Consider the following 26088-nt stretch of genomic DNA (forward strand, 5'->3'; position numbering starts at 1 on the left):
CCCGAAGGGCCGGTCATCTTTCCGCCAGGCTCAAAGGCGATCGGCTCGACCGTACCTTTGGGTATGCCCTTCGCCAATCGCCTTTGCCCTGACGAAAACCTGCTCCGGCAGAACGTTTCTATTTAACAAGGAAACGCTCTAAGTCGCCTTCCGACAAGCTTCTGGGCTGTAGATCAAGTATCGATCGTTAGCTATGCCTTGGTCGACGATGCCGACTGGTCGTAAGCGTTCGGCTCCCCCAATCGTTGTCTCACGTTACGTAAGGTCATGATGTATAACGATTTTATTTTTAACGTCTTCGTCGGCGCCCTCCCGGTTAAACTTTTATACATTCGTCGCGGCATATAACGATCATCGGTTTTCGCGCTATGATGGTGCGTCTCATCAAGATCGACGAAGCAATGATCCGCAGCCCAAGGAGGGGTGGCGGCTGGCGGTCGCTATTGTCATCTGCAGCCTGACTTAAGCGAGGGCATATGTCGTTTTTTGAGAATGCAAAAATTCGGACCAAGATACTGAGTCTCATTCTTCCGGTTTCATTGGTCGGTCTGGGCGGTGTTGGCTTAGTTGCAGTCAACTACAAAAATGCCGATACGACGTACTCCAACATCATTGCAAACAATAGCGCCGCCGCGACCGAGCTATTCCGGGCAAACACATCCCTGGTGGCCTTGGGCTATGACACGACGCTTGGTTTGTTGCGGTCAGAGCAAGGCCTCAAGCCAACCGAAATCCAGGACGAATACAAAAAGGATGTCGCCGCGCTCCTGTCCCGACTTGAGAGTGCGCCGAAACTTCTTCCGGAAATCAGTACCACTCTCTCTGGCATCACCGATCGGGCGAATGCCATTGTCAGGGCCACAGATGAAGTGTGGGTGATGATGAAGAACGGTGATTTTCTGACCGCGCGCCGCAAGCTGACCGAAGTCAACGCGCAAATCGCGTCCTGGCGACTGGATATCCGCGCGTTGAATGAGAAGACGCTGCAGGATGTCGTGGCTGATTCTGATACTCTTTCTGCTACTACCAACTCAACGATACTCTACTCCCTCGTCGCGCTTGGATTACTCTTCGCATCCGCGATAGCCGTTTCATTGCTGGTATCGTCTCGCGGGATCACTGGTCCCATCGACCGGCTGCGCAAGCGGATGGAGACACTGGCTTCGGGCAACGTCACCGACGAGGTTGAGGGTCTTGGCCGTAAGGATGAATTGGGCGAAATGGCGAAAGCGGTCGCGGTTTTCCGTGATAACGCGCTTGAGCGCGTTCGCCTCGAACAGGAAGCAGACGCCAATCGCAGCCTGTCGGAAAAGGAGCGAATTGCGCGCGAGGAGCAGAAGGCCAAGGAAGCGGCGAACACGCAGTTTGCGGTCGATAATCTTGCCAATGCGCTTTCGCGTCTTGCGGAAGGCGATGTGTCCTACCGCATCAGCCAACCTTTCGTCGCGCATCTCGATACCGTTCGCGAGAACTTCAACTCTTCTGCCGAGAAGCTTCAGTCGGCTCTCACCCGTGTCGCGGAAAATGCCCGTGGTATCGATGCCGGTGCCAACGAAATCCGCGCTGCGGCTGACGATCTTGCCAAGCGCACTGAGCAGCAGGCAGCCTCGGTCGAGGAAACCGCAGCGGCACTGGAGGAGATCACCACGACTGTGAAGGACTCGACCCGTCGCGCTCAGGAGGCCGGTCAACTGGTCGCCAAGGCGCGCACCGGCGCGGAACAGTCCGGTGATGTCGTTCGCAAGGCCGTGGTTGCCATGGAGCGGATCGAGAAGTCTTCCGGTGAGATTTCCAATATCATCAGTGTTATCGACGAGATCGCATTCCAGACCAACCTTCTGGCTCTCAATGCCGGCGTCGAAGCGGCACGCGCAGGCGAGGCGGGCAAGGGTTTTGCCGTTGTTGCCCAGGAAGTGCGCGAACTGGCTCAGCGTTCCGCCAGCGCTGCCAAGGATATCAAGGGCCTGATCTCCACCTCGAACAATCAGGTTCAGGAAGGCGTCGAGCTCGTTGGCGAGACGGGCCGGGCGCTGGAGACGATCGTGTCGGAAGTGCAGGAGATCAATCGCCATGTGATGGCGATTGTGGAGGCAGCACAGGAACAGTCCTCCGGCCTGCAGCAGATCAATACCGCTGTGAACCAGATGGACCAGGACACGCAGAAGAATGCGGCGATGGTGGAGGAGACGACGGCTGCGAGCCATGGTCTTGCTCGCGAAGCTTCGTCGCTGAACCAGCTTCTCGGACAGTTCAAGCTCTCGGATACGTTCGAAGCTCCGGTTCGGCCTGCAACCTCCGCCGAACGTCCGGCTGCGTCGCCGGCTCGCGCTCTTGGTCGCAAGATCGCCACGGCCTTCGGTGGCAACGCTGCCGTCAAGCAGGACTGGGAAGAGTTCTGATAGGACTTTGAGCCATCGCTAGATTGATAAAGCCGGACGCTGAGGTCGTCCGGCTTTTTTTCGCGCGGCGACATCGCGCGGTTTCGTTCTTCCTGAGTGTCGCGTCCACATTGTCTTGCGAAACCGATTCCGCTGATCACGCCAAGTCCATGAAAATGCTTTACAACATTGCGAGCGAGGTCTTCCTGGTTGGCGGAGGAAACGCGGCGTCGAGAACCGCCCAATCGTCGTCGCTGATTTCCAGATCGGTGGTGCCTCGGTTTTCTTCGACCCGTTCGGGTCGGGCGCTTTTGGGAATTGCGAGCACGCCGTCTCGCTCAAGCAGGAACGCGAGTGCAACCTGTGCCGGGGTGGCCTGATAGGCTTTGGCGATCTTGATCAGATCATGATTGCCCAAGATCCGTCCCTGTTCGATCGGTGAGTAGGCCATGATCGGGATTCCCTTATCCTGGCACCAGGGCAGAAGGTCAAATTCTATTCCGCGCCGGGACAAATTGTAGAGCACCTGGTTTGCAGCGCAATTGGTGCCATTCTCGATTGCAAACAGTTCCTCCATATCCTCGGTATCAAAATTCGAGACACCCCAATCGATGATCTTGCCGGACCGCTTCAGCGTTTCGAAGGCCGCTACAGTTTCTTCCAGCGGATGAGAACCGCGCCAGTGCAGGAGATAGAGGTCCAGTTGTTCTACGCCGAGGCGCGAAAGGCTGCGCTCGCACGCCTCGATGGTGCCTTTTGAGCTGGCGTTGAATGGGTAGACCTTGCTAACAAGAAACACGTCCTGGCGTAGATCGCGAATTGCCTTCCCCACAACGTCTTCGGAGCGCCCGTCAGCGTACATTTCCGCCGTGTCGACCACTGTCATTCCTAGTTCGACTGCCTTGCGGATGCTTGCGATCTCCTCAGCCTCGTTTGTCTGCCGTTCGCCCATGTTCCAGGTGCCTATGCCGAGTGCTGGGATGTTTTTTCCCGAAGGAAGAGTGAGGGTTGGTATCTCGTCATACATGGAGGTCTCCTCAGACTGATATCTGTCAGTAAACCGAAAGGTTCGCCTCCCGATCCATCAAAAATTCTGTGCCATCCCATTCTTGGCGCTTGCTGGTTCTAGATCCGGCCAACGCTTAAAGTGGTGCGCAAGGGGACCTTCATGACAACCGAGACTTTTATCGCACTTCTGCTCTTCGCCTTCACGACATCGATAACGCCAGGGCCGAATAATATGATGCTGTTTGCCTCAGGGGTAAATTTCGGGTTTCAACGGACGATCCCGCATATGTTCGGTATCGCTGCAGGCTTCTTTTCGCTTTTGATCGGCGTCGGGTTAGGGCTTGGCGCGCTACTGCACGCCGTTCCCTTATTATACACTGTGCTTAAATTTGCAGGCGGCGCCTATCTCATATGGATCGCGTGGAAAATCGGAACGTCGCGAACCTTGAGCGAAGGTGAGGCCGTTGGCGAACCGATGACATTCCTGGCGGCAGCCGCGTTCCAGTGGGTCAACCCAAAAGCGTGGGTGATGGCGGTTACGGCAATGGCGACCTATACCGATGACAAAGCTTATACAACGACGGTTGTCCTTGTCGGCATCGCCTTTGCGGCTGTCAATCTTCCGAGCGTTTCGACATGGGCAGCGTTTGGCTCTGCGCTACGCGAATGGCTGTCCGTTCCGGTGAGGCTCAAATGGTTCAACATCACCATGGCGGTGTTGCTCGTCGTCAGCCTCTGGCCGATGCTGAAGTGAAAACCTCCCGTGAGGAAAGCTTTAGCCGAGGCCGAACGGGATGTCGGGCTTCGTCAGCATCAGCCAGATAATGGCGATGACGGCGAAGAAAGCTGGAAAACCGCAGGCAAACCAGATGCGATACAGACTGAACCATCGCGGCGGAAGGGGGGAGCCGGCGGCAGCGGACGCTCTGGCGATATCGCGCAGCTTCATCTGTATCCAGACGACGGGAAGCCAGAAGAGGCCGACAAAAACGTAGAGCAGAAGTGAGACCCACACCCAGCCTTGCGTCAACGGCCAACCAATAAGGCGTGCGAGAATGTATCCGGTTATCGGCTGAAAGATCGCGGCGGTTGCGGTGAAAACCGTATCCGCGATCACCACTGTTTCCGCAACATGGGCGATGAGGCTTGGATTTTCGGTCCGGCGCGCCATGACCATGAAGAAAGCAATGCCTGCTCCCGTGCCCAGAAGCACCGTAGCACCGATGACATGGGCCGCACGGATCAATTCCTCCAGCATGGAGCGCTCACCGTTCTTCCAGCGTCGCGATTGCGGCCAGCGTCAGGACGATCGACGGCAACACCTTAAGGAGGGGTCCGAGCGGATCGAGCCAGAGCGAGGGTTCCACAAGCGTGGCGCCGAAGAGGTATGAGGCCGTCACCAGCAGCATGCCCTGCATGGCTTTTCTTGAGAACCGCTTGATGACGACAGCAAGGCCGAGGCCGATGTCGACCGCGCAGGTGACAAGTGTGAGCGCGGTGGCTACGGGTCCAGACAAAAGTGCAAAGAAATGGCTTGCTGCGTTTTCGACGTTGGCAAGCGGAACGAGGCCCGAGAGCAACCAGAACGTCGACAGGCAAACGATGATGAGCGGCTTCAAAAGGTAGAGCCGCGCAAACCAGAGATCCTGTACGGCTGAAGGATGACGCGCGAGAGTCTCGGATGCCGTCGCGACTGCAAGCGTATTTGCCTGCGCCTTTGTCGAGACGCCCTCCGACATGACTGCCATGGCGGTGGACCGAAGCGGTGAACGCCATCCCAGATGTCCCGCAAGGTCGGCCATCAGGCTGACGGCTTTCGCAATGGCAGGCGAGAGGGCTACAGACTTCGCAGGAGGGAGACCAAGCCACTGGCGATGCAGTGCTACGAGTTGGCTCAACGTCATGACTTCATCGGCTGCCAGGTGCAGGTCGCTTCCCGGTGCGATATGACCGCTGACAGCGCGCGACACGGCAGAGGCGACATCGTTGACCGAGACCACACGCACGGGACTCTCTGCATGTGCGAGCGGAACGACGCGGGGAAGAGCGGCCAAGGCCCGGATGAGGGCTGTACCCCCATGGGCGTTGCGGCCAATAACAAGGGCAGGGCGGAAGATGACGTGCGGCAATCCACTTGCGGCAAGGGCATCATCGGCACCGCGTTTAGTCGCCAGGAACGGTAAGTCGGCAGCGGTGCCAGAGGTTTGCGCTGAGATTTGAATGACCAGCCTGCCGTGTGCCCGGATGCACGCCTCATAGAGCGCAAGCATCGCATCCAGCTGCGTCGCGGAGAGATTGTCCGCCAGACCATCCTGGAGCGCGCCTGCGCAATTGATGATGACCTCGTGATCCGCAACAAGCTCTGTCCAACTCGCAGCGTCCTTCATCTGCGCCAGATCGCTCTCGATCCAGTTGGCAAGAGGAAATTTTCGGCGGGCGGAAACGGTGTTGCGGGCCAGGCCCGTCACTACATGGCCGTCATTGTGAAGCCTGCGAAGAATATCCGAGCCGATGAAGCCGCTTGCGCCAAGAATCAATATCTTCATGCCTCTATCTAATCAAATGTGACGTTGCATGCCATCGTCTGCCTCCGGCAGTTGCGATTTCCAGTCGCTTTCGGGCGCGACATTCTTCTTTCGTTCTTTTTCTGTTGCGCTTGCCGCTCGAATCCTGCGAAGAGGAAGAATGCAATTTTCTCCGCAACAGGATGAGGCCCTCAAGGCTGTTTCGCGCTGGTTGAAGGAAGGCCGCTCGCCGGTGTTCCGTCTCTTCGGCTATGCAGGCACGGGCAAGACCACACTTGCAAAGCACTTTGCCGAACACGTTGACGGCGAAGTGCTGTTTGCAGCGTTCACCGGCAAGGCCGCGCAGGTTTTACGTTCGCGTGGGGCCTCCAATGCCCGCACCATCCACTCGCTGATCTACCGGCCTCGTGGCGAAGAGGCCGTCGAAGACGAGGAAACCGGCAAGACGTCCATCGCGCCGATGTTCACGATCAATCGGCAAAGTCCGCTTGCCAAGGCAGCGTTGATCATCATCGATGAATGCTCGATGGTGGACGAACAGCTTGGCAAGGACCTGATGAGCTTTGGCACGCCTGTTCTGGTTCTGGGCGATCCAGGCCAGTTGCCGCCTGTTTCGGGCGGCGGTTTCTTCACTGAGCAGGAGCCGGATTATCTTCTGTCGGAAATCCATCGTCAGGCGAAGGACAACCCTATTATCCAGCTTGCCATGGATGTGCGTGAGGGACGCGAAATCATGCGCGGCGACTACGGCACCGCGCAGGTGATCTCCAAGTCGGAGGTGACGCAGTCGCTGGTTCTGGATGCGGATCAGGTTCTGGTTGGCACGAACCGGACGCGCAAGCGCTACAATCAGCGTCTGCGCGAACTGAAAGGATTTTCAGCGGATTATCCGCAATCCGGCGACAAGCTCGTATGTCTGCGCAACGACCCGGCAAAGGGGCTGCTCAACGGCTCGCTCTGGCAGGTGATGAGTTCATCCCGGGAAACGGTCAAACCAGGCATCAATCTGATGATCAGGCCGGAAGACGACGATATGGATCGCGGTGCGGCGAAGATCAAATTATTGAAGGCTGCCTTCGAGGAGAGCGAGACAGAGATACCGTGGTCAACGCGCAAGCGTTACGACGAGTTTGACTATGGCTACGCGCTGACGGTTCACAAGGCGCAGGGCTCGCAATGGAACAATGTCGTGCTGTTTGACGAAAGCTATGCTTTTCGAGATACGCGCGAACGCTGGCTTTACACCGCTGTGACGCGTGCTGCGGAGACCCTCACCATCGTTCGATGATGTTCAGGCCTGCATTATGATTGGATGACACCCATGGTCAGAGCTTTTGCGACAACCTGAAATCGGTTGTTGACGCCAAATTTCCCGAGCAGACTTTCCTCCAACAGGTTCAGCTCGTCAGCCGAAATGCCGAGAGTGCGGCTCATACGGGTTGAGGAATAACCTTCCGACATCAGTTCAAGGCAGGTGGTTTCCTGCTCTGTCAAATCGGCAATCGAGTCCTGGTCGGGATCGCAATCGTGGTCGTCGCTGAAATCCAGAAGGTTGCGGATTTGATCGATCTGGCGATGAACGGAAGACATTTCTATTGCAAGCTCGCCCTTGCGCGTCTCGAGTGCGACCTGGAAGATATCGTCAGCTTCCTCCTGTGAGGATGCGTTATCCAGTTGACCCATAATGTCCTGGATGGCTGCGACCGGAACACCGATTTCACGCAGGAGGTTTATAACGGCCATGCGATGTACGTCTTGGTGAGAATATACCCGCATCAGCCCCATTCGACCTGACGACAGGATTTTCTTTTCCTCATAGAAATGCAATGTCCGGTGCGTCACGCCAAAAAGATTTGCCATATCGGCGATGACGACAGGCTCGCTTGGAAGAGAAGACGGAATTTTGACCTCTGGAAGAAAGGCTCTCTGAGCCTTCATAGGCGATGACATGGACGCATTATCGACCTTACTCACGGACTTATCGCTCCATGGTCGGTTTTGGGCTGCAACACCCGGTCGAACCGGAAGATCAGCCACCCCGTTTACACCAATATCATCCAGAAGAACCGCGTCTAAAGTCAAGTCAACGTTAGTATTATCTAATGAAATAGATTGCGTCATATCAGTCCCCATCCAGAACCTGCGTAACGCGCTGGATGAATAATGGTTCCATGGAGAGGTAATTTTTTTGGCACTTGCGCGTTGCCGAAATAATTGGGAACAGATGAAGCCTTGAATGGCCATCATTATAAGGTCCGGGATTAGGAAAAAATGCCAACGAAATTGTCCGTCAACCTGAATGCCATCGCCATGCTGCGCAATCGCCGCGATCTGCCTTGGCCGGATGTGGCGTCTTTTGGGCGCATTGCTCTTCAAGCCGGGGCAAGTGGGCTGACGGTTCATCCTAGACCAGATCAGCGTCACATTCGCTTCTCCGACCTGCCGGTTCTGCGCGCCTTGATCGATGATGAATTTCCGGGGGCGGAGTTCAATATGGAGGGCTATCCGACCGAGGACTTTCTCCTGCTGTGCGAAGAGGCCGAGCCGGAGCAGGTTACCCTGGTGCCGGATGATCCGTCGCAGGCGACGTCTGACCACGGTTGGGATTTCCGCAAACACGCAGATTTTTTGAAGACCGTCGTCTCGCGCCTCAAGGCCCGCGGCATGCGCGTTTCGCTGTTTGCGGATGGTGACGGAGACCGGACGGCGCTGGAACTGGCTGCCGCCACAGGTGCCAGCCGTATCGAGCTTTATACCGGGCCCTATGGTGGCTGCTACGATAGTCCCGAGGCTGCCGCCGAGTGGATCGATAAACTCGGACGGACCGCCGATATTGCCACGGAATTAGGACTGGGCGTGAATGCCGGTCATGACCTGACCGTCGCAAACCTGCCCGCGCTGGTAAAGCGTATCCCCGACCTTGCCGAAGTATCGATCGGCCACGGGCTCACAGCGGATGCGCTGGAGTTCGGTATGGCCGAAACCGTCCGGCGTTTTTGCCGGGCCTGCGGTCAGGCCATTTCATAACTAATGTCAGTTTTTGCCCTTACAATGAAACCGCGTAGAACCTGCGCGGTTTGATTTTCTCATTGCAGTGAGGGCAAGTGTCATGCAGGAACATCATGTCGTCGTCGTTGGCGGAGGCTTCGGCGGGTTGCAGACGGTTCATGGTCTGAAAGGCGCGCCAGTGCGCATCACCCTGATCGATCGTCGTAATCATCATCTTTTTCAGCCGCTTCTTTATCAGGTCGCAACGACCGCGCTCGCGACATCGGAGATCGCCTGGCCTATCCGCCATCTGTTTCGTGACAGGCCGGAGGTCTCGACCATGCTGGCCGAGGTTTCCGGCGTCGACCGGACGAATCGAATCGTTCATCTGACCAATGGCGATAGGGTCTCGTTTGATACGCTGGTGCTCGCCACTGGTGCGCGCCACGCCTATTTCGGCAATGACGCCTGGGAAAAATATGCGCCCGGCCTGAAGACACTGGAAGATGCCACCACCATCCGTAGGCGACTGCTTCTTGCCTTCGAACGCGCCGAGTTGGAGAAGACGCAGGAGGTCAAACAGGCTTATCTCACCTTCGTTGTGATCGGCGCCGGCCCGACGGGTGTTGAAATGGCGGGTATGATTGCGGATCTCGCTAAAAAGGTGCTGCCTCCGGAGTTTCGCAATATCGATACGCGCAAGACGCGGGTCATTCTGGTGGAGGCTGGACAGCGCGTGCTGCCTGCCTTTACCGAGGATCTGTCGGAATATAGCAAGCGGGCGCTTGAAGAACTCGGCGTGGAAGTCATGCTCGGCACACCTGTCTCGGATTGTACCGAAGAGGGGGTCAAGATCGGCGATCATTTCATTCCGGCGCGGACCGTTATCTGGGGGGCCGGGGTGCAAGCTTCCCCCGCCGCGCAGTGGCTTGGCGTCACGGCAGATCGGGCTGGTCGTACCGAGGTCGGCCCGCATCTTCATATTGCCGATGATCCGAACGTCTTCGTCATTGGCGATACGGCGCTTGTTCAGCAAGAGGGCGGCAAACCCGTGCCGGGTATCGCGCCCGCCGCCAAGCAGCAGGGCAGCCATGTCGCCAAGGTCATCAAGGCCCAACTGACCGGACGGTCACAGCCAGCGCCGTTCAAATATGTGCATCAGGGAAATCTTGCCACCATAGGCAAGCGCGCGGCCGTCATCGATTTTGGCAAGATCAAGCTGAAGGGCGTTGTTGCCTGGTGGATATGGGGACTTGCCCATATTTACTTCCTGATCGGTACTCGCTCCAGGCTTGCTGTCGCCTGGAGTTGGCTTTGGATTTACCTCAGCGGCCAGCACAGTGCGCGTTTGATTACCCAGTGCGATACACTGAAGGATGAGACGCAGCCTGTCGGGAAGGCGTCTTAACGAGAAGAGGCGGGCTCATCCGGTGCCCGCCTCTCTCTTATCTACCGGTAATCGCGGCGAGTTACGCGTCAAGCGTTGCCATGTCGATGACGAAGCGGTAGCGCACGTCGCTCTTCAGCACGCGCTCATAGGCTTCGTTGACGTCCTTGATGTCGATCTTCTCGATCTCGGAGACGATGTTGTGCTGACCACAGAAATCCAGCATTTCCTGGGTTTCCTTGATCGAGCCGATCATCGAACCGGACAGGCTCTTGCGGCCTGGGATCAACGAGAAAGCGTGAACCGGAATGGCGTTTTCAGGCGCGCCGACCACGACCATGGAGCCATTGACCTTGAGCAAGCCAAGATAAGCGTTCCAGTCGATTTCTGCAGAAACGGTGCAGATGATGAGGTCGAAGGCGCCAGCAAGCTTCTCGAAGGTCGAGGCATCGCTCGTAGCGTAGTAATCCTTCGCACCGAGCTTCATGCCGTCTTCCTTCTTGGAAAGCGACTGCGACAGGACCGTGACATCGGCACCCATGGCCGCGCCGATCTTCACGCCCATATGGCCGAGACCGCCCATACCGACGATAGCGACCTTCTTGCCAGGACCGGCGTTCCAGTGCTTGAGCGGCGAATAGAGGGTGATGCCGGCGCACAGAAGAGGTGCGGACGCGTCGAGTGGCAGGTTCTCCGGAATGGAAAGAACGTAGCCTTCCTTGACGACGATATGGTCCGAATAGCCGCCCTGCGTTGCCGTCTTGCCGTCGCGTTCGACCGAGTTGTAGGTCTGGACGAGGCCTGGCATGTATTGCTCATTATCCACGTCGCGAGTGGCGCAGCCAACGCAGCTATCGACGAAGCATCCGACGCCGACATGGTCGCCGACCTTGAAGCGGGTGACCTTGGAGCCGACGGCGGTGACGATGCCGGCGATTTCGTGGCCGGGGACGATTGGATAGACCGCATTCTTCCATTCATTCCGGACGGTGTGAATGTCCGAATGGCAGATGCCCGCATATTTGATGTCGATGACGACATCGTCTTCGTTCGGCTCGCGGCGCTCGAAGGTGAAGGGCGTTAGCGGCTTGGACGCGTCTGTTGCAGCATAACCTCTTGCAGTAGCCATCTGAAGTTCCTTTCAGCTGTGGAATGGGATGGTTGATCATGCGCCCCTAACGCGAAAGAGCGGTAGAGCGATCCTCCGAGCTTCTTGCATAATTCTACAAAAGTAAGACGCGCCCTCTTTGCGAGAAGGGCAAGGCATTTTAGATATGTCTCAACGGAACTGCCGTTTGCCTCAAGGTTTTCGCTCGATGACGCTGCCTTTTAGCCCTTACCAGGAAATCGTTTCCATTGCCGCCCGCTACGCGCAGGATGAAGGGGAAGTGACGACCCAAATCGACGCTCTGCGGCTCAGCAAACGTTCCAGCCCGAGTGCGCCCTGCCACGGCAGTTATCATCCCTGTTTCGCCATGGTCATTCAGGGCGCCAAAAGCCTTCAGCTCGGCACCGACACCATTAATTACGGGGCGGGAGATTATCTCCTGACGTCATTCGATCTGCCGGTGGCGTGGCGCGTGGTGGAGGCAAGCCGCGAGGTGCCACACTTCTGCATATCGATTGCTATCAGTAGTGAGAAGCTTCTGGATGTGATGAGCCGTGCGCGGATTGCGCGCTCGCCAACTGCCGTTCCCAGCCAGCGCGGCATCGTGGTGAATGCCGCAACGCCCGAGCTTCTGGACGCCACGACGCGCCTGTTGCGTTTGCTCGATCGTCCAGCAGAGATCCCTGCCATGGCGCCGCTGATCGAGCAGGAAATCCTTTACCGCATCCTGACTGGACCTGCGGGCGGTCAGCTGATGAATATTCTGGCGGTCGATAGTCACGGAAACCGGATTGCCCGTGCCATCGCGTGGCTGCGAGAAAATTACGCCCGTCCTATCCGCATCGAGGATGTTGCCGAAAGGGTGGGAATGAGCGTGTCGTCCTTCCACCAGCATTTCAAGGCGGTGACGGCGATGACGCCGGTGCAGTATCAAAAGCAGTTGCGCCTGCATGAGGCGCGCCGCCTGATGCTGCTGGAGCGGCTGGATGCCGGAACCGCCAGTCATCGAGTGGGCTATCAGAGCCCGTCGCAGTTCAGTCGGGAATATGCCCGAGTCTATGGCATGTCACCAGCGAGAGATGTCGAGGCGTCGCGCGAAAGCATGAGCACTGCTGCGGAGTAGAGTGCGCCTTTTACGCAAAGCTTAAGCTCGTGTCTTCCGCCGTGCTGCTGGAGGCCAGCACGGCGAAAAACGTTCGTTCTTAGCCGGCCAAAGCTGCCTTGTTCGCTTTAAAAAAGTCTTCGGAAGGCTGAGGCTTCTTGCCTGTCAGGGTTTCATAATCATCCGTCAGGATCTCGAAGTTGCCGGCGGCAATATTAGCATCGGCGGAAGCCAGCATAGCCGCGACGAAGCCGGGTAGGCCGGCGCCTTCGATGCCCTTTTGCAGATCCTCCGGCGATACCTTGACGACCTCGAGCGGCTTGCCAGCCGCTTCGGATACGAGCGCTGCGATCTGGTCCGCATCCAGAAGTTCGGGTCCTGTCAGCGTGTAAGTCTTGTTTTCGGCCTTGCCCTTGGCCAGCGCCGCTGCCGCAGCGCGAGCGCAGTCGTCGCGCGAAATATTGGAAACCTTGCCGTTGCCCATTGCGGTAAACCACTGCCCACCCGCCAGATTGTGCGGCATCCCGTGCAGGTAGTTGTCGAGATACCAGGCGTTGCGGATGATCGTGTAGGGCAGGCCGCTTGCCTTGACGGCGTCTTCCGTGCCGAGATGATCGGGGGCAAAGGTCACGAGCGACTTGTCCGGGTTTGGCATGGACGTATAGGCGAGGTGCTTGACACCCGCCCTTGCAGCAGCGGCAACCGCCGCCTTGTGCTGCTTCAGACGTTGACCCGGAACGGCAAGCGCATCGGTGGAAATAATGAGCAGCGTGTCGATGCCTTCGAACGCTTTCTCCAGCGAGGCCGTGTCGTCAAAATCGGCTGCGCGCGTCTCGACGCCCTTTGCGGCAAGGCCTGCGAGTTTGGATGTATCGCGGCTGGCGGCGACAACATCGGAGGGCGGGACGTGATAGGTTTCCAGGAGATGACGGATGACGGCCTGGCCGAGATGACCGGAGGCACCGGTCACGAGAATCTTGCTCATAATATATTTCCTTTGCTGGTCTCGAAAAGAGAGTAGCTCTAAAATAGGAATTGACTGACCGGTGTAAAGAAGGCAGTTCTAGCGCCCTACGTTACCAGAAGGGAACCACCGCCATGGGCGCGACAGTCTCACGCTTGAAACCGGCCGACACCTCGGCTCGAGCCCAATCGTCGGCACCCCTACCGGATTTTGCCAATCTTGATTTCGACAATTGCCCGGTGCGCGATCTACTCAATCACATTGGTGGGAAATGGTCGACGCTGCTGTTGCAGGCGCTCGCCGAGCGACCCTATCGTTTTGGCGAGTTACGCCGCATGGTACCGGATATCTCACAACGCATGCTGACCCAAACACTGCGCGACCTGCAGCGGGATGGCTACATTCACCGTGAAGTGTTTCCCACCAAGCCGCCCAGCGTCGAATACAGCATGACGGCGTTGGGGCGGTCGCTTTACCTGCCATTGTCGGAGGTCATCAATTGGGCGCTCGATAACCATGATGCGGTAAAGAAGGCGCGAACAGAGTTCGACGCCATCCCGTAAGTCTCTGTCTTAGCTCGCAAGTTGAGCGTGTCTCATATTGCGGCGCATCAATTCGCATTCTTCGTCTAAAAAAACTGCTTGACCCTGACAAGCGCTCCGCTTAAATGTCGCTCGAACCGTACCGTACGGTACATAATCGAGAGTGGAGTGGACAAGGTGGGGACCGATCCGATCACAGCGCAGGAATTTTCGCCGCGACAGAACGCCGTTCTGGAGCAGGCATTGCGTCTTCTGGTCGAGGGTGGAGAAAAGGCGCTGACGACCTCTGGTCTGGCACGCGCAGCCAACTGTTCCAAGGAAAGCCTCTATAAGTGGTTTGGCGACCGCGATGGTCTGCTGGCGGCGATGATCAGCTTTCAGCAGAGCAAGGTTCGCACCTTCGAGAAGGCGGGCGATCGTGTCACAGCTCCGCAACTCGTCGATCACCTTGAAGTTTTTGCGCATGACCTGCTCGACGTTCTGGCAGGCGATGTGTCGCTGGCGTTGAACCGTCTTGCCATCGGGCAGGCGAGCCGTGAAGGCTCCAAGCTCGGCAATCTGCTTCTGGAGCGGGGGCGTCGTCAGATCGACAAGCGTGCTCGTGGTCTGATAGAGGCCGGGCGCCGTTGCGGTTACCTGCGCTTTGACGATCTGGAAGATGCCTATCGCAGTTTTTATGGCCTGATCGTTACCGATCTGCATGTGCGCATGTTGCTCGGCGAAGCGCAGGCCAAGGATTTTTCCGCTCGGGCGCGCAAGGCGGTTGCCGCCTTCCTGACGCTCTACGGGACGGAAAAGGTACATTCGGAAAAGGGCGGCAAACTCGCCTGAGTTCCGGCTTCAATCATCTGGTTTTGAATAGGGAAGGACCAAGAAATGCGCGTTTATTACGATCGTGATGCCGATCTCAATCTCATTAAGGCGAAGAATGTCGCTATCGTCGGTTACGGTTCGCAGGGCCGCGCGCACGCGCTGAACCTGAAGGACAGCGGCTCCAACAATGTCGTCATCGCTCTGAAGGCCGGTTCGCCGACCATCAAGAAGGCAGAAGCCGATGGCTTCAAGGTCATGACGGTTGCCGAAGCTGCCAAGTGGGCCGACCTGTTGATGATGGCAACACCTGACGAACTTCAGGCTGACATCTACAAGGCTGAGATTGCCGGCAATATCCGCGACGGCGCTGCCATCGCATTTGCCCACGGCCTCAATGTTCACTTCGGCCTCATCGAGCCGAAGGCTTCGCTCGACGTCGTCATGATCGCACCGAAGGGCCCAGGCCATACGGTTCGCGGCGAATACCAGAAGGGCGGCGGCGTTCCTTGCCTCGTTGCCGTTCACCAGAACGCTTCCGGCAATGCTCTTGAACTTGCACTCTCCTACGCCTGTGGCGTTGGCGGCGGCCGTTCCGGCATCATCGAAACCAACTTCAAGGAAGAGTGCGAAACCGACCTCTTCGGCGAACAGGTCGTTCTGTGCGGCGGTCTCGTCGAACTGATCCGCGCTGGTTTCGAAACGCTGGTCGAAGGCGGTTATGCGCCTGAAATGGCTTACTTCGAGTGCCTGCACGAAGTGAAGCTGATCGTCGACCTGATCTATGAAGGCGGCATCGCCAACATGAACTACTCGATCTCCAACACGGCTGAGTGGGGCGAATACGTCACCGGTCCGCGCATCATCACTGCTGAAACAAAGGCTGAAATGAAGCGCGTTCTGCACGACATTCAGACCGGCAAGTTCACCTCCGACTGGATGCAGGAATACCGTTCGGGTGCTGCCCGCTTCAAGGGTATCCGCCGCATGAACGACGTTCACCAGATCGAAGAAGTCGGCGCGAAGCTGCGCGGCATGATGCCTTGGATCGGCAAGAACAAGCTGGTCGACAAGGCCGTCAACTAAGACGGTCTGGCGCCTGCGCCGTCAGGCAAAGCAGACTGAAATATGCGAGGGCGCGGAGGGAAACTTCCGCGCCCTTCTTCTTGCGGTCGAAAGAGAAAGCTGGTTTCGTTTTTCGGGATTGCAAAGGACGTGATTATGCACGAACACGACACACCATTGCTGGCGTCCGAGCTGGATGGCATCCGAAGACTGGAAGAGAGCCTGTGGATCGCTGAGACGCGCTTCAACGTTTCGCTGATGGACGAAGTGTTTGCTCAGGATTTTTTCGAGTTTGGGCGATCCGGGAGAACATATGATCGCGCGGAGATGCTGATCGAAGCTGAACCTGGGCAGGACATAAAATCGACCATCCCGCTTTTGAATTTTCATGCGCGGCATCTCTCTACGGACGTCGTGCAGGTGACCTATGTGAGCGAAGTGCTCTACGGCGACAAGATTGAGCGGGCCAATCGCTCTTCCATCTGGAGCCGTCACGGTGATGGCTGGAAACTACGTTTTCATCAGGGGACACCTATTGGCGTCGATCTGGATGACGCGTCCCACCTGCTGTCCAGCAGCGCGAACGGAAAAAAGCTGCGCGAGTCCATCGCGCAGCTTGAGAACGATGACGTGACTGGGCGAGAACTGCCACAGGCTTGATGGGTCGCCAAACCGTAACTTTCAGTTCAAGCTGCGTTCACGGTCAAATCATGCCTCAGGATAAATCACGCCCTTGGTCAGGATGAAGCATCCGTAGAACCGCAGTTCACCTGTGGTGATGATGCAGTAGGCGTCCTTGGCCTTCTCGTAGAACGCAAAGCGCTCGATGCCATACATGGGCGCGGACTTGCCTTCGGCAGCGTCGATTTCGGCCTGAACTTCCTGCTGGACCGGCTCGATCTGGTCCGGTGCACCCATCACTTCCATGCGACCGACGGAGGGCTGCAACGGTGTGTCGAGCGGGAAGACCGAGAGGATGGCCTTGATAGCCTGAGCGGAGGTGAGGTTTTCCATCCGCAGCACCTGACCAACGGCGGTGTGCTGGGCAATGCTGTCGGATGGGAAGTTGGTGTCGGTCACGACGAGCGTGTCGGCGTGGCCCATGGCGCGCAGCGCGTGCAGCACATCGGCGTTGAGCGCAGGGTGGATATTCTTGAGCATTTCGTCTCCTCCTAACAGCAAATCAGTTGGGCCGCAATCCATCCTTAAATTTGTCGCCCGTCAATCCATCGGCAAGCAGATTGTGAAGTCTTTGAAGAGATTGTATGGGATGTCCGCAACTTGGGAGAGGACGCAAAAAATCTCGAAAACCGTACCGAAAACCGATAAGTCAGTATTGCTGACCTATCGACGTTTCTGTACCTATTTGCGTCATAAAACGAAATATGAGGAAACAGACCCATGCTCGATTGGGAACAAATCTTCGCCACGCGTTCATCGCGGATGAAAGCCTCCGAAATCCGTGAGCTCTTGAAGCTTCTGGATCAGCCGGACATCATTTCCTTCGCAGGCGGTATTCCCGATCCGGCGCTGTTTCCCGATGCGGATTTCAAACAGGCCTATGCGGATATTTTCTCTGGCGCCCAGGTCAGCTCCGCTCTGCAATATTCGGTGAGCGAAGGCTACAAGCCACTGCGCGAATGGATCGTCAAGGATATGGCGAAGATCGGCATCGACTGCTCGGTCGATAACGTCTTCATCACATCCGGTTCGCAGCAGGCGCTGGATTATCTCGGCAAGTTGTTCCTGTCGCCGAACGATACCGCGCTTGTGACCTGGCCGACCTATCTCGGTGCGCTGTCTGCCTTCAATGCTTATGAGCCGACCTATGACCAGCTCAATCCGGGTGGCAATCGCACACCGGAAACCTATCGCGACAACGCCGCCAAGGCCGGTGGTTCGGTCAAGTTTGCTTATCTCTCTGCCGACTTCTCCAACCCGACGGGTGAGACGGTCGATCTTGCAGGCCGCAAGAAGCTTTTGGAACTGGCCGATGAGCTGGATATCGCGGTTATCGAGGATGGCGCCTATCAGAACCTGCGTTTCGATGGCGAGCCGGTCACACCGATCCTGGCGCTCGATATCGAGCGCAATGGCGGTATCGAAAAGACCCGCACCATCTATTCCGGCAGCTTCTCCAAGACGCTGGCGCCAGGTCTTCGCGTCGGTTTCGTGGTTGCGGCAATGCCCGTCATCCGCAAGCTGGTGCTAATGAAGCAGGCGGCGGATCTGCATTCCTCGACGATCAACCAGATGGCGATCGAGCATGTGGCATCGCGCGGCTTCGACAAGCAGGTCGCCAAGATCAAGGCGGCCTATAGTGCGCGCCGCGATGCCATGCTGACGGCGCTCGACAACTACATGCCGAAGACTGCACGCTGGACAAAGCCGGAAGGCGGCATGTTCATCTGGGTGACGCTGCCGGAAGGTCTCGATGGCGCGGAGCTTCTGGCGCAATCGCTTGCCAGCGAGCGTGTTGCCTTCGTTCCGGGCAAGGCTTTCTTTGCCGATGGTTCGGGCAGCAATACGCTACGCATCAGCTTCTCCTGCGCCAATGAGCAGATGATCGATGAGGGCATCAAGCGTCTTGGTCGTCTGATCGCCAATGCCGAGACCACGACCAAGGCAACAATGCCGATCGTATAAGGCAAGGGGCGGGCTTGTTACGCCCTTAACCGACGAGCCTCTGCTGGCCGATTTGAATGCGGCCAGCATTTGACGTGATGCTTTGCTCCGTCATCCGCGCGATACGGCGTTGCTGTTACGACGCTTCGCACAGACACAACGCCTCCCATTCGAAGGATATGCGCCATGGCGAGAACCTACCCATTTCATCAGGTCGATGTCTTTTCCGCCATGCCTCTGAAGGGCAACCCGCTTGCGGTCGTCTGCGACGCGCATGACTGGTCCGATGAGGAGATGGCGGCTTTCGCCAACTGGACCAATCTCAGCGAGACGACGTTTCTGATGAAGCCGACGGTGGCGGGTGCGGATTACCGGGTTCGGATCTTCACGCCCACCGGCGAGCTGCCCTTTGCCGGTCACCCCACACTCGGCACCTGCCGTGTCTATCTTGCGCATTCCGGGCAGACAGGCAAAGACGAGATCGTCCAGCAATGTGCGGCCGGGCTGATCAAGATCAGAGTCACCGGCGAAAGGCTGGCTTTTGCAGCGCCTCCATTGCGCAAGTTCGGTCCGGTCGATCCGACCTCTGTTTCGCAGATCGCGGCGGCACTGGCGCTGGCACCAGAGGTGATCCTGGATGCAAGCTGGACGGATAATGGTCCAGGTTGGGTATCGCTGCTTCTCAGAAGTCGCGACGATGTTATCGGCATCGAGCCGGACTTCGCGGCGCTCGGCGGGTTCAAGGTGGGCGTGGTTGCGCAATGCCAGCAGGACGATGGGATCGATGCCGATTTCGAAGTGCGCGCTTTCTTCGAAGGTGGTGAAGACCCCGTGACGGGAAGCCTCAATGCGGGCGTTGCACAGTGGCTGATCGGTGCTGGCGTGGCTCCAGAACGCTATGTCGCCAGCCAGGGTACGGTTCTTGGCCGGGCAGGGCGTGTCAGCGTCGACAAGATCGGTGACGATATCTGGATCGGCGGGCAGGTCACCTCCTTGATTGAGGGAAAGATCACGCTTTAACGGCGAATGTGACAGACAAATCCTGTCTGTCACATACATGTTATGCAGGTATGTTTTAGCGGTCCCAACTCCAAACAGGGACTGGATTCATGAAAACGCTTCTTTCCGCCTTCACCGCCATCGTGTCGCTCGGCTTTTTGATGAGCGCCGCGAATGCCGCAGATCTGGTGCTTTACACCAGCCAGCCGAATGAGGATGCCCAGGCGACTGTCGATGGCTTCAAGGCTGCCAATCCCGGTATCGACATCGAGTGGGTTCGTGACGGAACGCCGAAGATCATGGCCAAGCTGATGGCCGAGATCGAGGCGGGAAATCCGGTTGCCGACGTTCTTCTGATTGCCGATACGGTGACGCTGGAACGCATGAAGCAAGCCGGTCAGTTGATGGCCTACAAGTCGCCGGAGGCCGCGCATTACGATGCCTCGCTCTACGATGCGGATGGCTATTACTATTCCACCAAGCTCATCACCACCGGCATCATGTATAACACGCAGGCCGCGATGAAGCCGACGAGCTGGAAGGATCTGGAGAAGCCGGAAGCCAAGGGGCTGGTGACCATGCCAAGCCCGCTGACCTCGGGTGCGGCTTTGATCCACGCGCAGACGATTGCCGCTGTTCCAAGTCTAAGTTGGGATTACTACAAGGCACTGAAGGACAATGGCGCGATTGCCGCCGGTGGTAACGGTGCTGTGCTGAAATCCGTCGCTTCCGGTGAGAAGGCTTACGGCGTGGTTGTCGATTACATGCCGATCCGCGAGAAGGCAAAGGGCGCTCCGGTCGAGTTCGTCTTCCCGACAGACGGCGTGTCCGCCGTCACCGAGCCCGTCGGCATTCTGGCCCACACCAAGCATGCCGATGCCGCCAAGAAGTTCGTGGATTATGTGCTCTCCACCAAGGGTCAGGAAGGCTTCGTCAAGCTCGGCTATATTCCGGCGCGCAACGATGTTGCCCTGCCAGCTGGCTTCCCGTCGCGCGACCAGATCAAGGTGCTGCCACTGAACCCGGTTGAAGCGCTGAAGAATTCCGAAAAGGACCTCAAGACCTTCTCCGATATCTTTGGCGGCTCCAAGGGCTGATCCTTTTTCATGCCAGTCATATCAGCCAAGGGAAGCAGCCAGCCGCGCTGGCTGTTTCCATTTGTCATTATCGTCGTCTTCATGCTCAGCGCGTTGCCGCTGGGACGGTTGGCCTATACCGGCATCCTTTCATCACTGAAGGGTGACATATGGCCGCTTCTCAGCGATCCGGCGCTGTGGCAGGCCGCGGTCAACACGCTCTCCACCTCGTTTTTCGGCATGCTGATTTCGCTTGCGATCGGCGGTGGTTTTGCGCTGGCGCTGACGCTCTGCAATATTCGGGGCAAGTCGATTTTAAGCTTCCTCTTCATGCTGCCAATGATGATTCCGCCGCAGGTGACGGCGCTTTCCTGGATCGGCATGACCGGACCGTCCAGCACGTTGTTGAAGGCCATCGGGATGGCGCCGGCGCTTGGCTCTGCCCAGCCGCTTTACTCGATCTTCGGGATTTCGCTGCTTCTCGGCGTCCAGCATGCGCCGCTCGTCTATCTGTCGTTGCGTTCAGGGCTGCTGGCGCTTCCGCAGGACGGGATCGAGGCGGCGAAGCTTTCGGGTGCATCCTCTTGGCAGGTGCTGAAAGATATCATCCTGCCGCTCTCCATGCCGGGGCTGATTGCAGGCGCAGCCATCGCCTTCGTTTCGGGTGTGGGCAATTTCGGCATTCCCGCCATCCTCGGTATCCCGGCCTCCATCTTCACCCTGCCGACGCTGATCTACAGCCGCTTCTCCAGTTTCGGCAGCAGCACCTTTGGCGACATCGCCATGCTGTCGGGCATGATTGCCATCATCTCCGTTCTCGGCCTTGCCATTCAGGAACGGGCGATGAAGGGGCGTGACTACCGCATCATCGGTCTTTCCGGCAAGGCTGCGACCTTCCAGCTCGGCGGCTGGCGATTGATTGTCGAGGCGCTTCTGTGGCTCGCGATCCTGATTATTCTCGTCGCGCCGCTGGCCGCGCTGGTGGCAAGTTCGCTTGCGCCCGCCTATGGCGTGCCGCTGACGTTGAAGACGGCGACCATTCATGCCTATGAGGAAATCCTGTTTCGTCAGTCGGTGACGCGCACGGCTTTCGTCAACTCGCTGTTTCTGGCGACGGCCACATCCTTATGTCTCCTACTGGTGACTGTGCTGACCGCTTATTTTCTTGTGATGGGCAAAAGCCGGTTCATGTTCCTGCTGTCGGCGCTGGTCGATATTCCCTATGCGCTGCCCGGCGTGGTGATTTCCGTCTCCTATGTGTTGCTCTTCGCTGCACCCATCCCGCTTGTCGGCATCACGCTTTACGGCACGCTCTGGATCATCCTTCTTGCCTATTTCTCCTCCTTCTTCGCCGTTAGCCTGAAACCCATGGTCAGCGCCTTTACCCAGTTCGATCCGGTGCTGGAGGAAGCGGCGCGGCTTTCCGGTGCCGGGTTCTGGCGAAGGATGAAGGATATCATTTTGCCGCTCGTCGGCCCCGCAGCGGGTGCCTCCGTCATTCTGGTCTTTCTGATTGCCTGCAATGAGCTGACGGTCTCTGCCTTGCTCTGGTCGGCAGGCACCCAGACGCTCGGTGTTGTGATCTATAATCTCGATGATAGCGGCAGCTTCGATCTTGCCTCGGCACTTTCCGTGCTGGTGGTGGCGATGGTGATCGTGCTGATGCTCTTGCTCGAACTGCTCGGCCGCAAGCTGCCGAAGGGAGTTGTGCCTTGGCGAAACTGATCCTCAATCGCCTTTCGAAGAGCTTTGGCGGCGGCAAACCCGCGGTCAACGATGTGTCGATGACGATCCGCGATGGCGGCTTTCTCGCTCTGCTCGGCCCGTCCGGCTGCGGCAAGACCACGGTTCTGCGGATGATCGCAGGCTTCGAGCAGCCAAGCGACGGCGCGATCCTTCTTGGCGAAAGGGTGCTGGCTGATGCTGGCAGCATGGTGCCACCGGAACGGCGCAATATGGCAATGGTTTTCCAGTCCTACGCGCTCTGGCCGCACATGACGGTGGCGGAGAATACCGGTTATCCGTTGAAGGTGAGGGGCATTTCCGGCGAGCGTTATCGCCGCAAGGTGATGGATGCGCTATCGACCGTGCGGCTCGATGCCTATGCCGATCGCCGCCCTTCGGAGCTGTCCGGCGGTCAGCGTCAGCGCGTGGCGCTGGCCCGCTGCCTTGTGACGGAGCCTGACGTGGTGCTTCTGGACGAGCCGCTTGCCAATCTTGACCGGCATCTGCGCCAGGAGATGGAGGAGACGTTTCGCGAATTCCATGCGACCTCCGGCGCAACCATGGTTTATGTCACGCATGATCAGGCCGAAGCCATGGCGCTTGCAACAGACGTGGCTGTCATGTCGGAAGGCAGGCTGTTGCAGATGGCTGCACCCGCTGAGCTCTACGCAAGGCCGGAAGGCCGGCTTGTCGGTTCGCTGGTGGGGCAGGGCGCCATTATTTCACTCGGTCTGCCGGACGATGCTCCGCGAGCATTGAGCTGGGACATGCTGAAGCCAGCCATGCGGAACGATGCGCCCATGTCCCCAGTGAGGGACATTCTCGTTCGTCCGCAGGATGTGTTGCAGGATGCCCAGGGCATTGTCTGCCGCATCAGCAATATTCTTTACGAGGGAGAACGATACGCCCTGCGCTTGACGCTACCGGATGGACAGGTGCTGCGCGCCTATTCCCGAGACTCTGCAGCGCTTGGTGCGGCCTATCCCGTCATCATACGCTCGGCCTGGCGTTTGTAATGTCGGTGACTTGGTTTCCATTTGAAAGCGGCTAAGCTGGACGTTCATACGGGAATGATTCATGTCGCTTCGGCTTGCCACCTTTAATATCGAAAACCTGATGACCCGCTTCGATTTCACCGGGTTTCGCAACCAGACCCGCCGCGACCGCGCCATGCAGCTTTTCGATGTGCGGGATGAAGCCACCTATAATGCGCTGGAAAGCGCGCGAATGCTCGCTTCCACCGATGACACACGCCAGCTTTCGGCACTTGCCATTGCCGATGCGGATGCCGATATTCTGTGCCTGCAGGAAGTCGATAACATGGCGGCCTTGCAAGCCTTCGAATATGGCTATCTCTATCGCATGGTCGGCAATGGTTATCGGCACAAATATCTGCTGGAAGGCAATGACAGCCGCGGTATCGATGTGGCTGTTGTCATGCGCGACGAAACGCGTGACGGCGAGAAGATCGAACTGGTCGATATTCGCAGCCATGCATCGAAAACCTACCGCGACTTCGATCTCTTCAATGACGAGCTGAAACTGACCAACGCTATTGATGACAAGATCTTCAAACGTGACTGTCTCGAGCTTGATCTGAGGATCGGCGGCAAGCCTTTCTCGCTCTTCGTTACCCATCTGAAATCGATGAGCAATGCCCGCGAATCGACTGATGCGAGGCTTGGCACCATGCCGGTGCGGGAGGCGGAGGTGCGCGGCATCCGCCGCATCATTGAGGATCGCTTCGGCGTTGACCAGGCGCGGCATGTGAACTTCGCTATCTGCGGCGATATGAATGATTATCAGGAGCGGATCGTCATCAAGGGCGACCGCCGAAGCGGCTACAGCTTTACGCCGGTGGCGGAGGCGCGCAGCGCGCTAGACCTGCTGACAAGAGATGGCTTTGCCATCAACCCGATGCAACGCCGCGATGAAATGGACCGGTGGACGCTTTATCATTCCCGCGGCCCGCAGGAGCAGCATCTTTGCCAGCTCGATTACATCTTGCTTTCACAGAGCCTTGCGGAGCGCAATGCGGAGCGCGTGCCGGAAATCATCCGCGCCGGTCAGCCATACCGCACCGTCTTCCCGCCGGGGCAGGAGGTGGAGCGCTATCCACGAACCGGCTGGGACCGGCCCAAGGCATCGGACCATTGCCCGGTGGTAATGACGCTGGATCTGGAATAACCCGACGCCCCAAGCCACTGCGGATACCGCGTGGTTCAGTTCGAAGTCGCACGACCTACGACACCGTGTGTCGAGAGGCGTGTTAAACGCCGTCGAACTTAACGGTTACGCCGCGCTGGCGAAAATAGGCCTGCATCAGCTTACGTCCGGAGCGGTTGTTATGCGAAAGCTTGGACGCGTCGAATGTCGCTTCCTTCAAGCCTTCGCTCTTCAGCGCGGCCTTGAGATTGGCGATGTGCAGATCGATATCGGCGTTATCTGCGCGCAAGGATTCGTAGATGCGATCCGTTGCGTCCTTTACCGTCAATTCACTCACCGTCATGCTCCTATTCGTTCCGGCTGATGCTCAGCCCAAGTGCGGTTGTCAGAGCCACACTTTTTCCAGCAGCGCAAGCTTTTTGGCGGTTGGACCCAAAATGATAGCAAACGGGCAGGATAACAGAGCCGGTGCCGTGCCAAAGCAGCATAGATGTTTTCGAGGAGGCGATTTCCAATAGGGAAATGTAACTGGTGCCCCCGGCAGGGTTCGAACCCGCGACCCCCTGATTACAAATCAGGTGCTCTACCAACTGAGCTACAAGGGCAATCCAGTGCCGCCGAATTAGCAGATTCCCCCTTCTTGTAAAGGGAAAACTTTTCTGTCGCGTCAAAAAAAGGCAGGTCGGTCGAGCGTGATTGATCCCGTCCAAAGCGTATATGACGCCTTCTCGCGCGATCATTTATCTGATCGCGGATGAGGGAAGACTGAGAAAGCGCAAGCTCGTCAACCAGATGCCGACGAACCATAATCGTGAGAGCATCCTTCGCAGGATCGATCTTGCGGCGAAAAAACCAGTGGGCTAGCGGCTCGAAGCAACGCAACGTAAAACCTACACGAGATTCAGCGTTCCCGGAGCGGAAGGGCGTTAAACGACGCCTGAACTGTCAGCAGGCGGCTGCATCAGCTCTATGGTAATACCATCCGGGCCGGAGACATACGCGACGATCGTTCCGCATCGAGGCCCGGCTGGTATCGGTTGTGGCGAACCATTCACTGCCCACCCGGCCTTTTGGACCCGTAAGATGGCCCTGTGGATATCCGTAACCGTGAAGGCGATGTGCGCGGCGCCGATCGCGCCCGCGCTACGAGGTGTCTGGCCGAGCGTGGAGCCTGTCGAGTACTCGAGAAGCTCGATAGGGTAGCCATTTGGAGCCGTCACCAGCGCCATTCGGCAGCGCGGATCGGCAACCCCCGTCGTTTCCCGTAGGAACTCTCCACCCATCTCGCCCCGGCGAGCAAGGTCGAAACCCATCGCCTCAGTCCAGAACTGGATCGCCTCCTCCAACGAAGCGACCGAAAACCCTGTATGATCGACAGCTATCACGCCTGCATCTTCGGCCATTTTTGGGTCCTCTCATATCGGGGCAGTTGCGTCACGCTACAGTAAGCCATTCGGCTACAAGTCACAGCATTTTCAATCCCTATAGCAACTTATAGCCTGGGTTCGATTACCTTCAAGGCGGCCAGAGCCGACGATGAATGTGGAATGGATAAGGTCCTCTCTGACTGTGCTGAATAGCTTTCAGGTATGATTTCGTAGCAGCTTTCCACAATTTTGT

General features: G+C 57.6%; 25 protein-coding genes and 1 tRNA gene. 16 read left to right on the forward strand and 10 right to left on the reverse strand.

Annotated elements, in window-relative coordinates:
* The first annotated feature begins 476 nt into the window (after positions 1–476).
* On the forward strand, positions 477–2399 hold the full coding sequence (locus tag QZ862_RS08905; protein ID WP_296099145.1) for a methyl-accepting chemotaxis protein: 1923 nt from the start codon (positions 477–479) through the stop codon (positions 2397–2399).
* Between the two features lie 160 nt (positions 2400–2559).
* Here the strand turns inward: QZ862_RS08905 and QZ862_RS08910 are convergent, their stop codons facing one another.
* A complete protein-coding gene (locus QZ862_RS08910) occupies positions 2560–3405 on the reverse strand; it encodes an aldo/keto reductase (protein WP_296014869.1) in 846 nt (281 codons plus the stop codon).
* Positions 3406–3546: 141 nt separating this feature from the next.
* On the opposite strand from QZ862_RS08910, the gene QZ862_RS08915 reads away from it, so the two are divergent.
* Entirely contained in the window at positions 3547–4140 is a 594-nt protein-coding gene (locus QZ862_RS08915; protein WP_296099147.1) for a LysE family translocator, read from the forward strand.
* A gap of 21 nt (positions 4141–4161) precedes the next feature.
* Here QZ862_RS08915 and QZ862_RS08920 read toward each other — a convergent pair whose 3' ends face one another.
* Complete coding sequence (locus QZ862_RS08920; RefSeq protein WP_296076930.1) at positions 4162–4644, reverse strand: DUF2269 domain-containing protein; 483 nt, start codon at positions 4642–4644, stop codon at positions 4162–4164.
* A 7-nt stretch (positions 4645–4651) separates the two neighbouring features.
* Entirely contained in the window at positions 4652–5932 is a 1281-nt protein-coding gene (locus tag QZ862_RS08925; RefSeq protein WP_296099149.1) for an SDR family oxidoreductase, read from the reverse strand.
* Positions 5933–6071: 139 nt separating this feature from the next.
* Here QZ862_RS08925 and QZ862_RS08930 point away from each other — a divergent pair, with 139 nt between their 5' ends.
* The gene (locus tag QZ862_RS08930) at positions 6072–7199 is read left to right on the forward strand and encodes an ATP-dependent RecD-like DNA helicase (protein WP_296014833.1); all 1128 of its coding nucleotides are present in this window, start codon (positions 6072–6074) and stop codon (positions 7197–7199) included.
* 14 nt (positions 7200–7213) lie between these two features.
* On the opposite strand, the gene QZ862_RS08935 is transcribed toward QZ862_RS08930, so the two are convergent.
* Complete coding sequence (locus tag QZ862_RS08935; RefSeq protein ID WP_296099153.1) at positions 7214–8158, reverse strand: MerR family transcriptional regulator; 945 nt, start codon at positions 8156–8158, stop codon at positions 7214–7216.
* Between the two features lie 24 nt (positions 8159–8182).
* Here QZ862_RS08935 and QZ862_RS08940 point away from each other — a divergent pair, with 24 nt between their 5' ends.
* On the forward strand, positions 8183–8938 hold the full coding sequence (locus QZ862_RS08940) for a pyridoxine 5'-phosphate synthase (RefSeq protein ID WP_296014819.1): 756 nt from the start codon (positions 8183–8185) through the stop codon (positions 8936–8938).
* Between the two features lie 82 nt (positions 8939–9020).
* Positions 9021–10307: an NAD(P)/FAD-dependent oxidoreductase gene (locus QZ862_RS08945; protein ID WP_296099155.1), complete on the forward strand. Its 1287-nt coding sequence runs from the start codon at positions 9021–9023 to the stop codon at positions 10305–10307.
* 61 nt (positions 10308–10368) lie between these two features.
* Here the strand turns inward: QZ862_RS08945 and QZ862_RS08950 are convergent, their stop codons facing one another.
* Positions 10369–11415, reverse strand: coding sequence for an NAD(P)-dependent alcohol dehydrogenase (locus QZ862_RS08950; RefSeq protein WP_296099156.1), 1047 nt, complete (start codon positions 11413–11415; stop codon positions 10369–10371).
* A 187-nt stretch (positions 11416–11602) separates the two neighbouring features.
* On the opposite strand from QZ862_RS08950, the gene QZ862_RS08955 reads away from it, so the two are divergent.
* Complete coding sequence (locus QZ862_RS08955; RefSeq protein WP_296036413.1) at positions 11603–12517, forward strand: AraC family transcriptional regulator; 915 nt, start codon at positions 11603–11605, stop codon at positions 12515–12517.
* 79 nt (positions 12518–12596) lie between these two features.
* Here the strand turns inward: QZ862_RS08955 and QZ862_RS08960 are convergent, their stop codons facing one another.
* Positions 12597–13484, reverse strand: a complete 888-nt coding sequence (locus QZ862_RS08960) for an SDR family oxidoreductase (protein ID WP_296099201.1) — start codon at positions 13482–13484, stop codon at positions 12597–12599.
* 110 nt (positions 13485–13594) lie between these two features.
* Between QZ862_RS08960 and QZ862_RS08965 the strand changes: the two genes are divergently transcribed.
* From QZ862_RS08965 to QZ862_RS08980, 4 genes are all read left to right on the forward strand, one after another.
* Positions 13595–14023: a helix-turn-helix domain-containing protein gene (locus QZ862_RS08965; RefSeq protein ID WP_296099158.1), complete on the forward strand. Its 429-nt coding sequence runs from the start codon at positions 13595–13597 to the stop codon at positions 14021–14023.
* Positions 14024–14179: 156 nt separating this feature from the next.
* Positions 14180–14833, forward strand: a complete 654-nt coding sequence (locus tag QZ862_RS08970; protein ID WP_296014909.1) for a TetR/AcrR family transcriptional regulator — start codon at positions 14180–14182, stop codon at positions 14831–14833.
* Positions 14834–14878: 45 nt separating this feature from the next.
* Positions 14879–15898, forward strand: a complete 1020-nt coding sequence (gene ilvC / locus QZ862_RS08975) for a ketol-acid reductoisomerase (RefSeq protein ID WP_296014809.1) — start codon at positions 14879–14881, stop codon at positions 15896–15898.
* A gap of 135 nt (positions 15899–16033) precedes the next feature.
* The gene (locus QZ862_RS08980) at positions 16034–16537 is read left to right on the forward strand and encodes a nuclear transport factor 2 family protein (protein WP_296099160.1); all 504 of its coding nucleotides are present in this window, start codon (positions 16034–16036) and stop codon (positions 16535–16537) included.
* A 48-nt stretch (positions 16538–16585) separates the two neighbouring features.
* On the opposite strand, the gene QZ862_RS08985 is transcribed toward QZ862_RS08980, so the two are convergent.
* Entirely contained in the window at positions 16586–17038 is a 453-nt protein-coding gene (locus QZ862_RS08985; protein WP_296099162.1) for an RbsD/FucU family protein, read from the reverse strand.
* A 240-nt stretch (positions 17039–17278) separates the two neighbouring features.
* On the opposite strand from QZ862_RS08985, the gene QZ862_RS08990 reads away from it, so the two are divergent.
* The 6 genes from QZ862_RS08990 to QZ862_RS09015 all read left to right on the forward strand — a co-directional run bounded on the left by QZ862_RS08990 (position 17279) and on the right by QZ862_RS09015 (position 24489).
* Positions 17279–18523, forward strand: coding sequence for a PLP-dependent aminotransferase family protein (locus QZ862_RS08990; protein ID WP_296014801.1), 1245 nt, complete (start codon positions 17279–17281; stop codon positions 18521–18523).
* A gap of 165 nt (positions 18524–18688) precedes the next feature.
* Positions 18689–19522 carry a PhzF family phenazine biosynthesis protein gene (locus tag QZ862_RS08995; protein ID WP_296099164.1) on the forward strand — a complete coding sequence of 278 codons (834 nt, stop codon included), beginning with the start codon at positions 18689–18691 and terminating at the stop codon, positions 19520–19522.
* Between the two features lie 89 nt (positions 19523–19611).
* The gene (locus tag QZ862_RS09000) at positions 19612–20598 is read left to right on the forward strand and encodes an ABC transporter substrate-binding protein (protein ID WP_296099167.1); all 987 of its coding nucleotides are present in this window, start codon (positions 19612–19614) and stop codon (positions 20596–20598) included.
* Between the two features lie 9 nt (positions 20599–20607).
* A complete protein-coding gene (locus QZ862_RS09005; RefSeq protein WP_296099169.1) occupies positions 20608–22302 on the forward strand; it encodes an iron ABC transporter permease in 1695 nt (564 codons plus the stop codon).
* Entirely contained in the window at positions 22290–23318 is a 1029-nt protein-coding gene (locus tag QZ862_RS09010) for an ABC transporter ATP-binding protein (RefSeq protein ID WP_296099171.1), read from the forward strand. Before QZ862_RS09005 ends, QZ862_RS09010 begins: the two co-directional genes overlap by 13 nt.
* A gap of 61 nt (positions 23319–23379) precedes the next feature.
* A complete protein-coding gene (locus QZ862_RS09015) occupies positions 23380–24489 on the forward strand; it encodes an endonuclease/exonuclease/phosphatase family protein (protein WP_296099172.1) in 1110 nt (369 codons plus the stop codon).
* 82 nt (positions 24490–24571) lie between these two features.
* On the opposite strand, the gene QZ862_RS09020 is transcribed toward QZ862_RS09015, so the two are convergent.
* From QZ862_RS09020 to QZ862_RS09030, 3 genes are all read right to left on the reverse strand, one after another.
* A complete protein-coding gene (locus QZ862_RS09020; RefSeq protein WP_296099175.1) occupies positions 24572–24811 on the reverse strand; it encodes a hypothetical protein in 240 nt (79 codons plus the stop codon).
* Between the two features lie 186 nt (positions 24812–24997).
* Positions 24998–25073 (reverse strand) — tRNA-Thr (locus tag QZ862_RS09025).
* Positions 25074–25394: 321 nt separating this feature from the next.
* A complete protein-coding gene (locus tag QZ862_RS09030) occupies positions 25395–25871 on the reverse strand; it encodes a VOC family protein (protein WP_296099178.1) in 477 nt (158 codons plus the stop codon).
* Positions 25872–26088 lie beyond the last annotated feature (217 nt).

This window comes from uncultured Agrobacterium sp., from assembly GCA_913777615.1.
Taxonomy (GTDB): Bacteria; Pseudomonadota; Alphaproteobacteria; order Rhizobiales; family Rhizobiaceae; genus Agrobacterium.